The 13,290-nt window shown below is 68.5% G+C and carries 13 protein-coding genes and 1 riboswitch; of the genes, 10 read left to right on the top strand and 3 right to left on the bottom strand.

Annotated features, from left to right (window positions below; all coding sequences use genetic code 11):
- The first annotated feature begins 1 nt into the window (after window position 1).
- From ACIRCZ_RS14245 to ACIRCZ_RS14230, 4 genes are read left to right on the top strand one after another with little or no spacing between them, the layout of a single operon-like run.
- On the top strand, window positions 2-838 hold the full coding sequence (locus ACIRCZ_RS14245; protein ID WP_055890697.1) for an exodeoxyribonuclease III: 837 nt from the start codon (window positions 2-4) through the stop codon (window positions 836-838).
- 37 nt (window positions 839-875) lie between these two features.
- On the top strand, window positions 876-1,886 hold the full coding sequence (trpS, locus tag ACIRCZ_RS14240; protein WP_402854225.1) for a tryptophan--tRNA ligase: 1,011 nt from the start codon (window positions 876-878) through the stop codon (window positions 1,884-1,886).
- A 9-nt stretch (window positions 1,887-1,895) separates the two neighbouring features.
- Window positions 1,896-2,510 (top strand): GNAT family N-acetyltransferase, encoded by a 615-nt coding sequence (locus tag ACIRCZ_RS14235; protein WP_402854223.1) that lies wholly within the window; start codon window positions 1,896-1,898, stop codon window positions 2,508-2,510.
- Window positions 2,507-3,238, top strand: a complete 732-nt coding sequence (locus ACIRCZ_RS14230) for an HAD family hydrolase (protein ID WP_402854220.1) — start codon at window positions 2,507-2,509, stop codon at window positions 3,236-3,238. The genes ACIRCZ_RS14235 and ACIRCZ_RS14230 overlap by 4 nt, the downstream gene beginning before the upstream one ends.
- A gap of 60 nt (window positions 3,239-3,298) precedes the next feature.
- On the opposite strand, the gene glpK is transcribed toward ACIRCZ_RS14230, so the two are convergent.
- From glpK to ACIRCZ_RS14215, 3 genes are all read right to left on the bottom strand, one after another.
- Window positions 3,299-4,819, bottom strand: coding sequence for a glycerol kinase GlpK (glpK, locus tag ACIRCZ_RS14225; protein ID WP_402854217.1), 1,521 nt, complete (start codon window positions 4,817-4,819; stop codon window positions 3,299-3,301).
- A gap of 70 nt (window positions 4,820-4,889) precedes the next feature.
- A complete protein-coding gene (locus ACIRCZ_RS14220; protein ID WP_055891577.1) occupies window positions 4,890-5,618 on the bottom strand; it encodes an MIP/aquaporin family protein in 729 nt (242 codons plus the stop codon).
- A 179-nt stretch (window positions 5,619-5,797) separates the two neighbouring features.
- Window positions 5,798-7,540: a glycerol-3-phosphate dehydrogenase/oxidase gene (locus ACIRCZ_RS14215; RefSeq protein WP_402854214.1), complete on the bottom strand. Its 1,743-nt coding sequence runs from the start codon at window positions 7,538-7,540 to the stop codon at window positions 5,798-5,800.
- A gap of 124 nt (window positions 7,541-7,664) precedes the next feature.
- On the opposite strand from ACIRCZ_RS14215, the gene ACIRCZ_RS14210 reads away from it, so the two are divergent.
- The 6 genes from ACIRCZ_RS14210 to ribH all read left to right on the top strand — a co-directional run bounded on the left by ACIRCZ_RS14210 (window position 7,665) and on the right by ribH (window position 13,285).
- Window positions 7,665-8,642 (top strand): sugar-binding transcriptional regulator, encoded by a 978-nt coding sequence (locus ACIRCZ_RS14210; RefSeq protein ID WP_055890687.1) that lies wholly within the window; start codon window positions 7,665-7,667, stop codon window positions 8,640-8,642.
- 4 nt (window positions 8,643-8,646) lie between these two features.
- The gene (locus ACIRCZ_RS14205) at window positions 8,647-9,516 is read left to right on the top strand and encodes an SDR family NAD(P)-dependent oxidoreductase (protein ID WP_402854211.1); all 870 of its coding nucleotides are present in this window, start codon (window positions 8,647-8,649) and stop codon (window positions 9,514-9,516) included.
- Between the two features lie 52 nt (window positions 9,517-9,568).
- Window positions 9,569-9,729, top strand: a riboswitch (FMN riboswitch).
- Between the two features lie 73 nt (window positions 9,730-9,802).
- Entirely contained in the window at window positions 9,803-10,867 is a 1,065-nt protein-coding gene (gene ribD, locus ACIRCZ_RS14200) for a bifunctional diaminohydroxyphosphoribosylaminopyrimidine deaminase/5-amino-6-(5-phosphoribosylamino)uracil reductase RibD (RefSeq protein WP_402854208.1), read from the top strand.
- 2 nt (window positions 10,868-10,869) lie between these two features.
- A complete protein-coding gene (locus tag ACIRCZ_RS14195) occupies window positions 10,870-11,547 on the top strand; it encodes a riboflavin synthase (protein ID WP_055890681.1) in 678 nt (225 codons plus the stop codon).
- Window positions 11,544-12,812, top strand: a complete 1,269-nt coding sequence (ribA, locus tag ACIRCZ_RS14190) for a GTP cyclohydrolase II (protein WP_055890679.1) — start codon at window positions 11,544-11,546, stop codon at window positions 12,810-12,812. Before ACIRCZ_RS14195 ends, ribA begins: the two co-directional genes overlap by 4 nt.
- The gene (gene ribH, locus ACIRCZ_RS14185; protein WP_402854203.1) at window positions 12,809-13,285 is read left to right on the top strand and encodes a 6,7-dimethyl-8-ribityllumazine synthase; all 477 of its coding nucleotides are present in this window, start codon (window positions 12,809-12,811) and stop codon (window positions 13,283-13,285) included. The genes ribA and ribH overlap by 4 nt, the downstream gene beginning before the upstream one ends.
- Window positions 13,286-13,290: the final 5 nt, after the last annotated feature.

The raw sequence follows: 13,290 nt of genomic DNA, 5'->3' as shown, positions 1-13,290 counted from the left end.
CATGCCTTCGAAGCCCGTGCGTATCGCCACGATCAACACCAACGGCATCCGCGCCGCCTTCCGCAAGGGCATGGGCGCGTGGCTCGACACCCGGGATGTGGACATCCTCGCCATTCAGGAGGTCCGCGCATCCACGGAGGACATCCAGTCGCTGCTCGGTGAGGAGTGGGACATCCTGCACGACCCGGCCACGGCTAAGGGGCGGGCAGGGGTGGCCATCGCGAGCAGGCACCGCGCGTCCATCCACCGGGTGGAGCTCGGGCCAGAGGAGTTCGACAGCGCAGGGCGCTGGCTGGAGGCCGACTACGAGGTTGGCGGCAAGGTCATCACCGTGGTGAGCACCTACGTGCACTCCGGAGAGGCCGACTCCCCCAAGCAGGTCGAGAAGTACACCTTCCTGGATGCGATGGAGGCCCGCCTGCCGGAACTCCAGAAGCACAGCGAGTACGCGGTCGTGCTCGGCGACCTGAACGTCGGGCACCGCACGCTCGACATCCGCAACTGGAAGGGCAACGTCAAGCGTGCCGGCTTCCTGCCGGACGAGCGGGCGTACTTCGACCGCTTCGTCGGCGCGGAGGGCGACGACGACTACAACGCGGGCGGCGGTCTCGGCTGGGTCGACGTCGGGCGCAAGTGGGCAGGAGAGGTCGACGGCCCGTACACCTGGTGGTCGTGGCGCGGACAGGCGTTCGACAACGACACAGGTTGGCGCATCGACTACCAGCTCGCGACCCCCGCGCTCGCGGCGACGGTGAAGCACTACGCGGTCGATCGGGCGGAAGCCTACGACGAGCGATGGTCGGACCACACTCCCGTGGTCGTCGACTACGCCATCTGACCCGCTTCTCCACTCTTCAGACTTTCAAGGACATCCCATGACCACTCTCCCCCGCCTCTATTCGGGCATGCAACCATCGGCAGACTCCCTGCAGCTCGGCAACTACATCGGCGCGCTGCTGCAGTGGAAAGAGCTGCAGACCACCCACGACGCGTTCTTCTCCGTGGTCGACATGCACGCGATCACGGTCGCCCAGGAGCCGGCCGAACTGCGCGAGAAGACGCGCAGGACGGCGGCGCAGTACATCGCGGCCGGGATCGACCCGTCGGCATCCACCCTGTACGTGCAGTCGCACGTCCCCGCTCACGCCGAGCTCGCCTGGGTGCTGAACACGATCACCGGGTTCGGCGAAGCGTCGCGTATGACGCAGTTCAAAGACAAGTCGGCCAAGCAGGGCGCCGAGGCGACCTCTGTCGGCCTGTTCGCCTATCCCGTGCTGATGGCGGCGGACATCCTGCTCTACGGCGCGGAGGTCGTGCCGGTCGGCGACGACCAGCGCCAGCACGTCGAGCTGACCCGCGACCTGGCTGAGCGCTTCAACAGCCGGTTCGGCGAGACGTTCGTGGTGCCGCAGGCGATGATCCTCAAGGAGAGCGCCCGCATCTACGACCTGCAGAACCCCACGGCCAAGATGTCGAAGTCGGCGGAGTCGCACGCTGGTGTGGTGTGGCTGCTCGACGAGCCGAAGGTCACTCAGAAGAAGATCATGCGCGCCGTGACCGACACCGACGGCGTCGTGTCGTTCGATCGAGAAGGCAAGCCGGGCATCTCCAACCTGCTGTCGATCTACGCGTCGCTCTCTGGCCGCAGCGTCGAGTCGATCGAGCTGGAGTACGACGGCAAAGGCTACGGCGACTTCAAGAAGGGCCTCGCCGAGGTGGTCGTGGAGACCTTCGCGCCCGTGCGCCAGCGCGCGCTCGACCTGCTCGACGACCCGGCGGAGCTCGATCGCATCCTCGCCAGGAACGCCGCTCGCGCGGAGGAGATCGCCGAGGCGACGCTCGCGACGGTCTACGACCGCGTCGGCTTCCTGCGCCGCGTGCGCTGAGGTCGCAGCATGACAGCGGAATCGACGCGTGAGCCCATCGTCCTGACGGGCTCACGCGTCGTGCTCTCCGTGCCGGGAGCAGCCGACATCGACCGGGTGACCGAGCTGTGCGCCGAGCCCGCGATCGCGCGCTGGACGACGGTGCCGTCCCCGTATGTCCGAGAGAACGCGGAGACGTTCGTGCTCGATATCGTGCCAGCCGCCTGGACGAGCGGCGCGTCGCGCACCTGGGCGATCCGCGAATCGGAAGACGGCGAGCTGATCGGCATGATCGGCCTCGACGGCATCCGCGACGGCGAAGCGGAGATCGGCTTCTGGCTGGCGCCGGAGGCACGGGGCCGTGGCCTGATGACGGCCGCCGTCGCGCTCGCGATCGACCACGCGTTCGCGCCGGAGCCGTCCGGCCTCGGACTCGAGCGCCTGGTCTGGCGGGCGTTCGTCGGCAACGCGGCCAGCGCATCCGTCGCCCGCCGCGCAGGCTTCCGATTCGAGGGCACCAGGCGCGCGGGAGGAGTCCAGCGCGGCGTTCGCCTGGACGACTGGCAGGCCGCGCTGCTGCCGTCCGATCCGCGTGAGCAGGCGGACGACTGGCCGGACGCGACCTACGTGCAAGCGGACGCATGACAGCGCCCACTGTCGTGCTGTTCGACCTGGACGACACCCTGTTCGCCCACCGGGCCGCCGTGGCCGCCGGCATCCAGAAGCACGTGTCGACGCTCGGCGCGCCATACGGCGCCCTGGACGCCGCCACGACGGTCTCCTTCTGGCACGACCTGGAGGAGACGCACTACCACTCGTACCTCGCCGGCCGTCTGGACTTCGAGGGGCAGCGCCGGGCGCGCGCCCGCGACTTCGCCGCCAGGCACGGGGTCGCCCTCGACGACGCGGCGGCGAGCGTGTGGTTCGCGACGTACTTCGAGCGCTACGTGGAGAGCTGGGCCCTCCACGACGACGCGCTGCCGTGCCTGGATGCGCTGACCGAGCGCATCCCCGGCGTGCGCTTCGGTCTCATCACGAACGGCGACCTGGCGTTCCAGACGCGCAAGGTGACGACCGTAGCCCTCGACCAGCGGGTCGAGCACGTGATCGCGTCCGGAGAGCTGGGCATCGTGAAGCCGGACCCGGCGATCTTCCTGCACGCCTGCGAGGTGTTCGGCGTCGCGCCCGGCGACGCAGCATACATCGGCGACCGGCTGCGCACCGACGCGATCGGCGCTGCCCGCGCCGGGCTCACCGGCGTCTGGCTGGACCGCACAGGAGAGACGCCTGCGCAGGAGGACGCGGCCGACGCCGCCGCGGCCGGCGTGCTGCGCATCGCGTCGCTCGCCGAGCTGCCCTCCCTGCTCGCGTAAGCGGGAAACGCGCGAACGCCGCCCGGCGGGAGCCGAGCGGCGTTCGTGTGTGCGTGACGATCAGGCGTTCTGCACGTCTTCGTCGACCCAGTCGAAGGTCTTGGTGACGGCCTTCTTCCAGAGGCGGAGCTGACGGTCGCGCTCGTCGTCCTCCATCTTCGGCTCCCAGCGGCTGTCCTCCTGCCAGTTCTTGCGGAGGTCGTCCAGGTTCTCCCAGAAGCCCACCGCCAGACCGGCGGCGTACGCGGCACCCAGAGCGGTCGTCTCTGCGACGACCGGGCGGATGACGGGGACGCCGAGGATGTCGGCCTGGAACTGCATCAGGGTGTTGTTGGCGATCATGCCGCCGTCGACCTTCAGCTCGGTGAGGTCGACGCCGGAGTCGGCGTTGACCGCATCCAGCACCTCGCGGGTCTGGAATGCCGTGGCCTCCAGGGCGGCGCGGGCGATGTGCCCCTTGTTGACGTACCGGGTGAGGCCGACGAGCGCACCGCGCGCATCCGACCGCCAGTACGGCGCGAACAGACCGGAGAACGCGGGCACGAAGTACGCGCCGCCGTTGTCCTCGACCGTCTTGGCGAGCTCCTCGATCTCCGGGGCGCTCGAGATGATGCCCAGGTTGTCGCGGAGCCACTGCACCAGCGAACCGGTGACGGCGATGGAACCCTCGAGGGCGTAGTGCGGCTTCGAGTCGCCGAGCTTGTAGCCCAGCGTCGTCAGCAGACCGTTCTTCGAGTGGACGATCTCCTCACCCGTGTTGAAGATGAGGAAGTTACCCGTGCCGTAGGTGTTCTTCGACTCGCCGGTGTCGAACGCGGCCTGGCCGAACGTCGCCGCCTGCTGGTCGCCGAGGATGCCAGCGACAGGCACCTCGCGGAGAAGGCTGGACGGCTCGACCTCGCCGTAGACCTCCGACGAGCTCTTGATCTCCGGGAGCATCGACTTCGGAACGCCGAACACCTCGAGGATGTCGTCGCGCCAGGTCAGCGTCTCCAGGTCCATGAACAGGGTGCGGGAGGCGTTGGTCACGTCGGTGGCGTGCACGCCGCCGTCCGGGCCGCCTGTCAGGTTCCAGAGCACCCACGAGTCCGTGGTGCCGAAGAGCAGGTCCCCGGCCTCCGCGCGCTCACGAGCTCCCTCGACGTTCTCCAGGATCCAGACGATCTTGGTGCCCGAGAAGTAGGTCGCCAGCGGAAGGCCGACGATCTGCTTGAACCGCTCGACGCCCCCGTCGGCCGCGAGGCGGTCGACGATCGGCTGGGTGCGGGTGTCCTGCCAGACGATGGCGTTGTAGACGGGCTCGCCGGTGTTCTTGTCCCAGACCACCGCGGTCTCGCGCTGGTTCGTGATGCCGACGGCCGCGATGTCGTGACGGGTCAGATCTGCCTTGGAGAGCGCCTGACCGATCACCTCGCGGGTGTTGTTCCAGATCTCCACCGGGTTGTGCTCCACCCAACCGGCCTTCGGGAAGATCTGCTCGTGCTCCAACTGACCGGTCGACACGATCGACCCGGACTTGTCGAAGATGATCGCTCGGGTACTGGTCGTGCCCTGGTCGATGGCGACAACGTAGTCGGCCATAGGTAACTCCTTTGTTTTGGGGGGGTGGGACTGATGCGGGCCGGTCCGATTCCGGACCGGCCCGCGGGTGCTACTTGAGGATGGGGAGCAGGATGATGGCGAGCCAACCGGCGAGCAGACCACCGATGATCGGGCCGACGACGGGAACCCAGGCGTACGACCAGTCGCTCGAACCCTTGCCCTTGATCGGCAGGATGGCGTGCGCGATGCGCGGGCCGAGGTCACGGGCAGGGTTGATGGCGTACCCCGTCGGACCACCGAGGCTGGCGCCGATGCCGATAACCAGGAGGGCGACGGGCAGAGCGCCGAGGGCGGCGAGACCGGCAGCGGTTCCCGGCTGGTGGCCGAACGCGATGACCACGAACACCAGCACGAACGTGCCGATGATCTCCGTCACGAGGTTCCACGCGTAGCTGCGGATGGCAGGGCCGGTCGAGAAAACACCGAGCTTGTTCGCGGGCTCCGGCTCCTCGTCGAAGTGCTTCTTGTACGCCAGCCAGGTGAGGACGGCGCCGATGATGGCACCGATCAGCTGAGCCAGGATGTACAAGGCCACGACACCGAAGTTCACCGGAACAAGCGTGTGCGCGGCTGCGGAGCCGAACGCCTTGGCGCCGTTGGCGACAAGTCCGAGCGTCACAGCAGGGTTCAGATGAGCGCCGGAGTTGTAGGAGACGATCACACCAGCGAAGACCGCGAGGCCCCAGCCGATGTTCACCATCAGGAACCCGCCGTTGAAGCCTTTGTTCTTGATGAGAGCGACGTTCGCCACAACGCCAGTACCGAGGAGGACGAGCATCGCCGTGCCCACCAACTCCGACAGGAAATCTACACCGATATTGTCCACGTTGACCTTCCAGTTGTTCAGTTGACCCGCACCCTGTTGTGCGATGTGGTGTGGTTCTCGTCAGGGTGGGCAATTGAACGCTATTCGCGCCAGCCCACCGTGACAAGAACCGTGCTATGCACGTTCGTGCATCATCGGAGCGCTGCGGCTTCGCTGCCGTCCTCCGACTCGAGGTGCACCCGGTGGGCGTCGGCGAGTTCCGCTATGAATGCATCTTCCTCCTCGGACCGCCGGTTTGGCGACCATCCGAGTGCGTTCGCCACGATTTCGCCGACCTCGCGCACCAGCGCGCCGCTGATTCCGCCGACGAACGCGATGCTCGTGCGGCGCAGGAACACGTCGGAGAGGTGCACGACGTGCTCGGTGCGCACGAGGTAGTCGATCTCGGTGCGGGAGTACTCGCTCGCGTTGGCGAGGCGGGTATCGTCGTCGTCGCTGCCGGCGACGGCGTCGATCACGAATGTCGCCTTGGTGCCGTAGCGGTGCAGCAGCTGGGATGCGCGCTCGCTTCCCACGTCGGCGCCGTACCTGGCGATCCAGTCGCGCTCCGCCGCCGGGGTGGCAGGGAAGCCGACGCCTCCTCCGATGGCGAGACCGGCGGTGGAGACAGTGCGGGTGGCGCCGAGCGCATCCAGCGTCTCGTTGGCCAGGTGCTCGCTCAGCGCACGGAACGTCGTCCACTTGCCGCCGACCAGGCTGAGGATCTTCGTGTCGCCGAGGCCGTCGATGCTGCCTGGCACGATGCGGTAGTCGCGGGACACGAACCCAGGCGCTGTGTCGTCGTGGTGCGGCAGAGGGCGGACCCCGGAGAAGCTGTAGACGATCTGCGAGCGGGTCACAGGGATCGTTGGGAAAACGTGCGAGACCAGTTCGATGAAGTAGTCGATCTCGTCCTCGGTGCACACGGCGCGCTCCGACATGTCCGCTTCGAGGTCCGTGGTGCCGACCATGACCCTGCCCTTGAGCGGGTAGATGAGCACGATGCGGCCGTCGTTGTTCTCGAAGAACATCTCGCGGCCCTTGCACGCCTCGAGCAGCTCCTGGTTGTCGAGGACGATGTGCGAGCCCTTCGTGCCGCCCATGAACTCGGTGCTGCGGCCGAGCGCGGCGTTGGTGAGGTCGGTCCACGGTCCTGACGCGTTGACGACGACGTCGGCGACGATCGAGAACTCCTCGCCCGTCTCGCGGTCGCGGACGAGCACGCCGCCGTCGCGGACGCCGATCGCCTCGACGTAGTTGGCCGCGCGGGCGTGCGGACCGGCTGCGAGACCGTCGGCGAGCACATCCAGCGCCAGGCGCTCCGGGTCGTGGACGCTGGCGTCGAAGTATGTGGCCGTGTACTTGATGCCGGGGTTCAGCTCCGGTTGGGTCTCCAGGGACTTCTTCTTGCCGGAGAACTGGTGGCGCGGAACGCTGCCGCCGTCGCGGGAGAACGAGTCGTAGATCGTGAGGCCGGTCTTGATCAGGAACGCACCGCGCTCCTTCGGCTTGCCCTGCTTGTGGGTGAGGAAGCGCAGCGGGGCGGCCAGGATTCCGGAGAAGGTGGAGAAGATCGGGATGGTGGTCTGCAGCGGCTTGACGTAGTGCGGCGCGATCTTCAGCAGGCCGTTGCGCTCGGTGACCGACTCCTTGACGAGGCGGAACTCGCCGTTCTCCAGGTAACGGACACCGCCGTGGATCATGTGGCTCGACGCAGCGGACGCTCCGGAGACGAAGTCGTTGCGCTCGACGAGCACCACGTCGACTCCCTGCAGGGCGAGGTCGCGGAAGGTGCCGATGCCGTTGATGCCGCCGCCGATGACGAGCACGCGGGCGTTCGGGCGGTCACGGAGGCGTTCGACCTCGCTGCGGGCTGCGTTCGACTTCGTCGTCACGGCTTTCTCCTGTGGTTCTGTCGGTGCGGGTGTCTGGCAGCTATAGTTTTCGATGCCCGGACACTTTGTTCAAGCTGGCTGCACATACGTGCAGCCGTAGCTCGACGAGAGAAGACGACACCCGATGCCCAGCCCAGAGACCGAGAACCTGCCGGAGAAGACGCGCGACGCGCTCAAAGCAGGCCACCTCTATTACATGCAGGACCTGACGATGGAGGCCATCGCCCACGAGATGCACACCTCGCGGTCCAGCGTTTCCCGCCTGCTCAGCTATGCGCGGGCCTCCGGACTGGTCACCATCCAGATCGCGACACCGCACGAGGGCGCGACGCGCATCCAGCAGGACATCCACGACCGGTACGGCATCGCGGCGCACATCGTCCCCATGCCGAGCGCCATCAGCGACGTGGACAGACTGGAGCGCGTCGCCATCTCGGCTGCACGAATTCTCGACAGGTTCATCGACTCCAACCAGACCGTCGGCATCGCCTGGGGGTCCACGATGAGCGCCCTCAGCAGGCACCTCATCCCGAAGGATCTGCACAACCTCGAATTCGTGCAGCTCAACGGTGCGGGCAACACGTACACGACGGGTGTGCTCTACGCCTCGGAGATCCTGCGCAGGTTCGGCGACACCTTCTCCGGCACCATCCAGGAGTTCCCCGTCCCCGCCCTGTTCGACGACCCGCAGACCAAGAAGGCGATGTGGCGCGAGCGCAGCACCAGGCGCATCCTGGACATCCAGGAGCGGATGGACGTGGCGATCTTCGGCCTCGGCTCCCCCTTCTCCGAGGTGCGCTCCCACGTGTACGCCGGCGGTTACCTCGACCAGGCCGACTACGCATCCCTGGACGTGTCCGGTGTGGTCGGCGACGTCGCCACGGTGTTCTTCCGCGAGGACGGCAGTCACCACGGCATCCCGCTCAACGAGCGGGCGAGCGGCCCGGACATCGACCTCATCAAACGGGTGCCGCGCCGGGTCTGCGTGGTGTCCGGCCCCTCCAAGGTGCACAGCCTCCGCGGCGCCCTCTCCGCCGAGCTCATCACCGACCTGATCGTGGACGAGGGCACAGCGCGCGCACTGGTGTCGCTGCGAGACTGAGCGCATGACCGCCTCCGCGACCGGCTCCGCCTCCGTCCTCCTCATCACCGGAACGTCGACCGGCATCGGCCGGGCCGCCGCCATCGCCGCCGCCCGCGCAGGTCACACCGTCGTCGCGACGATGCGCGATCTCGGCAAGCGCGGGCCCCTCGACGCCGCCGCGCGCGAGGCGGGAGTATCGCTCGACGTGCAGGCTCTGGATGTGACGAGGCCCGCATCCATCGAGGCGTGCTTCGCGCACATCCGGTCGGCGCACGGACGCCTGGACGCGCTGCTCAACAATGCGGGCGCCGGTCACGTCGGCACGATCGAGGACGAGTCCGTTCAGGCCGTTCGCGACGTGATGGAGGTCAACTTCTTCGGCGTCGTCGCCGTCACCAAGGCGGCGCTGCCCCTGCTGCGCGAGAGCGGAGGCAGGCTGCTGACCGTCTCCAGCGTCGGCGGGGTGGTCGGTCAGCCGTTCAACGAGGCGTACTGCGCGGCGAAGTTCGCCGTCGAAGGTTTCCTGGAGTCACTGACGCCGGTGGCCGCCGCGCTCGGCGTGCGGGTGACGGTCATCGAGCCTGGCGCCGTCTCCACCGAGTTCGTGGCGAACGTCGGAGCGGCCGGCTCGGCTCCTGCGGACGACTCGCCGTACCGGCCGCTGTTCGACGCGTACCTCGCGCGCACCGCCGCCGCGTTCGATCCAGCCAACGCGCAGACGCCAGACGGCGTCGCGGAGGTGATCGTCTCCGTGCTGGCGGACGAGCATCCCGCCGCCCGCGTGCAGCCGTCGGAGGTAGCGCGCCGGTTCGCCGGGGTGAAGCTCGCAGACCTCGACGGCTCGGTCGTCCAGGGCGTCACGGCCGGCTGGATCAGGCAGCCGACCGCGTAACAGTGCGACGGGAATACTCGGCGGACCCGCGCGTTGACTAGACTCAGAAGATAAACGTGCTCCGGGGTCGGTGAAAGTCCGAACCGGCGGTGACAGTCCGCGAGCGGGGCTGCGTGAGAGCGCAGCACTGTTGAGCCGGTGAAATTCCGGCACCGACGGTAATGGGGTCAGGCAACGCCTGGCAACTCAGTCCGGATGGGAGGCAGCACGGGTGGCGGTCGCGTGCGACCGTTCGCCACGCGACCCCGGCACACGTCTCGATTCAAAGAGACAGGACCGATCTGGGATGACGTGGGACGCGGCGATGAGAACCGCCATCGAACTCGCTCACAACGGGCCGGCCACCGGCGTGAACCCGCGGGTGGGCTGCGTGATCGTCGACGCCGACGGCGCGACCATCTCCGAGGGCTGGCACCGCGGCGTCGGAACGGCGCACGCGGAGGTGGACGCGCTGTCCAAGCTCGGCGAGGGAGCCGCGCGCGGCGCGACCGCCGTCGTCACGCTCGAGCCGTGCAACCACTGGGGTCACACCGGTCCGTGCTCGGAGGCCCTGATCGAGGCGGGCGTCTCCCGCGTCGTCTACGCGGTGTCCGACCCCGGCCACTCCTCCGGCGGAGGCGCGGAACGGCTGCGCGAAGCCGGAGTCGAGGTGATCGGCGGCGTGCTGGCCGACGAGGTCGAGTCATTCCTCGACGACTGGCTCACCGCAGCGCGCCTCGGCCGCCCGCACATCACCCTCAAGTGGGCGAGCAGCCTCGACGGCCGTGCTGCCGCGGACGACGGCACGAGCACCTGGATCACCGGCGCAGCGGCCAGGCAGCGCGTTCACGAGCAGCGCGAAGCCTCCGACGCCATCGTGGTCGGCACAGGCACAGTGCTCGCCGACGATCCCAGCCTCACGGCCCGCGGCGACGCAGGCGAGCTGATGCGCACCCAGCCGACGCCTGTGGTGGTCGGGATGCGCGGCGTGCCCAAGGATGCGGCGATCTTCCGCCACCCCAACCCCGTCATCTTCGAGGGGACGCACGATGTGCACGAGGTGGTGGCCGACCTTCACCAGCGCGGCTTCCGGCGCGTCTACGTCGAGGGAGGGCCGACGCTCGCCAGCGCGTTCGTCGAGGCCGGCCTCGTCGACGAGTTCGCGATCTACCTCGCGCCCACCCTGCTCGGCGGCGGCAGGCTCGCGCTGGGGGACATCGGGGTCGGGACCATCGCTGAGCAGCGGCTGCTGCGCATCCAGTCGGTCGAGCAGTTGGGGGCCGACCTGCTGATCCGCGCCGTGCCGGAGCCGTCGCGGGAGTCGTCGCAGCCGTCGCAGAACACAGAGCAGTCACAGAGAGAAGGCAACTGAGCATGTTCACCGGAATCATCGAAGAGCTCGGCGAGATCGTCGCCGTCGACCTCACGGACGACGCCGCCCGCATCACGGTGCGCGGCCCGCTCGCGGTCAGCGACGCGAAACACGGCGACTCGATCTCGGTCAGCGGCGTCTGCCTCACCGTCATCGGCCAGGATGCGGAGACGTTCACCGCCGACGTGATGGCCGAGACGCTCGCCATGAGCACGCTCGACGGCGTCCAGCCCGGCCGCACGGTGAACCTCGAGCGCGCCGCCCAGGTGGGCGACCGCCTCGGCGGCCACATCGTGCAGGGCCACATCGACGGCACCGCCCGTGTGCTCTCCATCACAGACGGCAGCGCGTGGCGCGTCGTGCGGCTGAGCCTCGACCCTGAGCACGCGCCGCTCGTCGCGCGCAAGGGCTCCATCGCCATCGACGGCGTCTCGCTCACAGTGAGCGAGGTCGGCGGCACCATCGACGACGGCTGGTTCGAAGTCTCCCTCATCCCGGAGACCCTCGCGGCCACGACCCTGGGCGAGCGCGCCGTCGGCGACCTCGTCAACATCGAGACGGACATCCTCGCCAGGCACGTCGAGCGGATGCTCGGCCTCGGCTACGCGGGACGCGAGAGCGTGCTCCCGTCCTCCATTTCAGACCCATCGACCGCAGAACCGGAACGGAGCGCATCATGAGCCTCGCCACCATCCCCCAGGCCCTCAGCGAGCTCCGCGCCGGACGGCCGGTGATCGTCGCGGACAACGAGAGCCGCGAGAACGAGGGCGACGTCATCCTCGCCGCAGAGCTGGCCAGCCAGGAGTGGATCGCCTGGACGGTCAAGAACTCCTCCGGCTTCATCTGCGCCCCGATGACCAACGAGATCGCCGACCGGCTCGACCTCCCCGTCATGGTCGCCACCAACGAGGACGCGCGCGGCACCAACTACACGGTGAGCGTGGATGCGGCCGACCGGCTCAGCACCGGCATCAGCGCCGCCGACCGCGCCCACACGCTGCGCGTGCTCGCCGACCTCGACTCCGTGCCGTCCAGCCTGCACAGGCCAGGACACATCCTGCCGTTGCGCGCCGTCGACGGCGGCGTGCGCGAGCGCGACGGGCACACGGAGGCCGCCGTCGACCTGCTGAAGCTGGCCGGGCTCACCCCGGTGGGCGCCATCGCCGAGATCGTCGCCGACGACGGCGAGATGATGCGCCTCCCCGGCCTGATCGACCTCGGCGAGCGCGAGGGCGTGCTCGTCATCACGATCGAGGCGCTGATCGCCTACCTGCAGGAGTTCCACTGCGACCAGCAGCTGGAGACGGTCACGCCCATCCCGGAGACCTCCCGGGTGATCTTCGAGGTCGAGACCACGGTCCCGACCACGCATGGCTCGTTCAAGATGCGCGCATACCGCGACCGGATGACCGGAGCGGACCACGTGGCCATCGTGTCTGGCAAGCCCAGCGCATCCGGAACCCTCGTCCGGGTGCACTCGGAGTGCCTGACAGGTGAGGCGTTCGGCTCGCTCAAGTGCGAGTGCGGCCCGCAGCTGGATGCGGCGCTCGACACGATCCAGCGCGAGGGCGGCGTCGTCGTCTACCTCCGCGGCCACGAGGGCCGCGGCATCGGGCTGATCAACAAGCTCCGCGCGTACAAGCTGCAGGAGGAGGGCCTGGACACGCTCGACGCGAACCTCGCCCTCGGCCTCCCGATCGACGCCCGCGACTACGGGGCGGCGACGGCCATCCTGCAGGAGCTCGGCATCGAGTCGGTGCGCCTGCTGACCAACAACCCGGAGAAGGTGCGCCAGCTGGAAGAGCACGGCATCGGCGTGGAGGAGCGCGTGCCGCTCGTCGTCGGCGTCGGCACCTTCAACGAGGGCTACCTGGAAACCAAGCGTGACCGCATGGGTCACCTCTTCACCCCTGCTGAGCAGACAGCGGAAAGGACAGCACGATGAGCGGAGCGGGAGCCCCGAACGCCCTGGAGAACGTCGACGGAACCGGCATGAACGTCGTGATCGTCGCCGGCACCTGGCACGACGAGATCACCGACGGCCTGATCGCGGGCGCCAAGCGCACGCTGGAGGCCTCAGGAGCGACGTTCTCTCTGGTGCGCGTGCCTGGCAGCTTCGAACTCCCCGTGGTGAGCAAGGCCGCCCTCGAGGCCGGTGCGGATGCGGTGGTCGCCCTCGGCGTCATCATCCGCGGAGGGACGCCGCACTTCGAGTACGTCTCGTCCGCGGCGACCGATGGCCTCACCCGCGTCGCCATCGACACCGGCAAGCCCGTCGGCTTCGGCGTGCTGACCCTCGACGACGAAGCCCAGGGCATCGACAGGGCCGGCCTGCCGGGCTCGCGAGAGGACAAGGGCGCTGAGGCGGCGCACGCTGCGCTGAGCACGGCTGTCACGCTGCGCGCGCTGCGCGGCTGAGGGCC

The organism is Leifsonia sp. NPDC102414, assembly GCF_044765685.1.
Classification (GTDB): domain Bacteria; phylum Actinomycetota; class Actinomycetes; order Actinomycetales; family Microbacteriaceae; genus Leifsonia.
This window is presented reverse-complemented; position numbering and strand designations above follow the sequence as displayed.

What these genes read in the sequence shown, in the direction of transcription:
- ACIRCZ_RS14245 (WP_055890697.1), top strand. Translation starts at nt 2, where the DNA reads ATGCCTTCGAAGCCCGTGCGTATCGCCACGATCAACACCAACGGCATC.
- trpS (WP_402854225.1), top strand. Translation starts at nt 876, where the DNA reads ATGACCACTCTCCCCCGCCTCTATTCGGGCATGCAACCATCGGCAGAC.
- ACIRCZ_RS14235 (WP_402854223.1), top strand. Translation starts at nt 1,896, where the DNA reads ATGACAGCGGAATCGACGCGTGAGCCCATCGTCCTGACGGGCTCACGC.
- ACIRCZ_RS14230 (WP_402854220.1), top strand. Translation starts at nt 2,507, where the DNA reads ATGACAGCGCCCACTGTCGTGCTGTTCGACCTGGACGACACCCTGTTC.
- glpK (WP_402854217.1), bottom strand. Translation starts at nt 4,819, where the DNA reads ATGGCCGACTACGTTGTCGCCATCGACCAGGGCACGACCAGTACCCGA.
- ACIRCZ_RS14220 (WP_055891577.1), bottom strand. Translation starts at nt 5,618, where the DNA reads ATGCTCGTCCTCCTCGGTACTGGCGTTGTGGCGAACGTCGCTCTCATC.
- ACIRCZ_RS14210 (WP_055890687.1), top strand. Translation starts at nt 7,665, where the DNA reads ATGCCCAGCCCAGAGACCGAGAACCTGCCGGAGAAGACGCGCGACGCG.
- ACIRCZ_RS14205 (WP_402854211.1), top strand. Translation starts at nt 8,647, where the DNA reads ATGACCGCCTCCGCGACCGGCTCCGCCTCCGTCCTCCTCATCACCGGA.
- ribD (WP_402854208.1), top strand. Translation starts at nt 9,803, where the DNA reads ATGACGTGGGACGCGGCGATGAGAACCGCCATCGAACTCGCTCACAAC.
- ACIRCZ_RS14195 (WP_055890681.1), top strand. Translation starts at nt 10,870, where the DNA reads ATGTTCACCGGAATCATCGAAGAGCTCGGCGAGATCGTCGCCGTCGAC.
- ribA (WP_055890679.1), top strand. Translation starts at nt 11,544, where the DNA reads ATGAGCCTCGCCACCATCCCCCAGGCCCTCAGCGAGCTCCGCGCCGGA.
- ribH (WP_402854203.1), top strand. Translation starts at nt 12,809, where the DNA reads ATGAGCGGAGCGGGAGCCCCGAACGCCCTGGAGAACGTCGACGGAACC.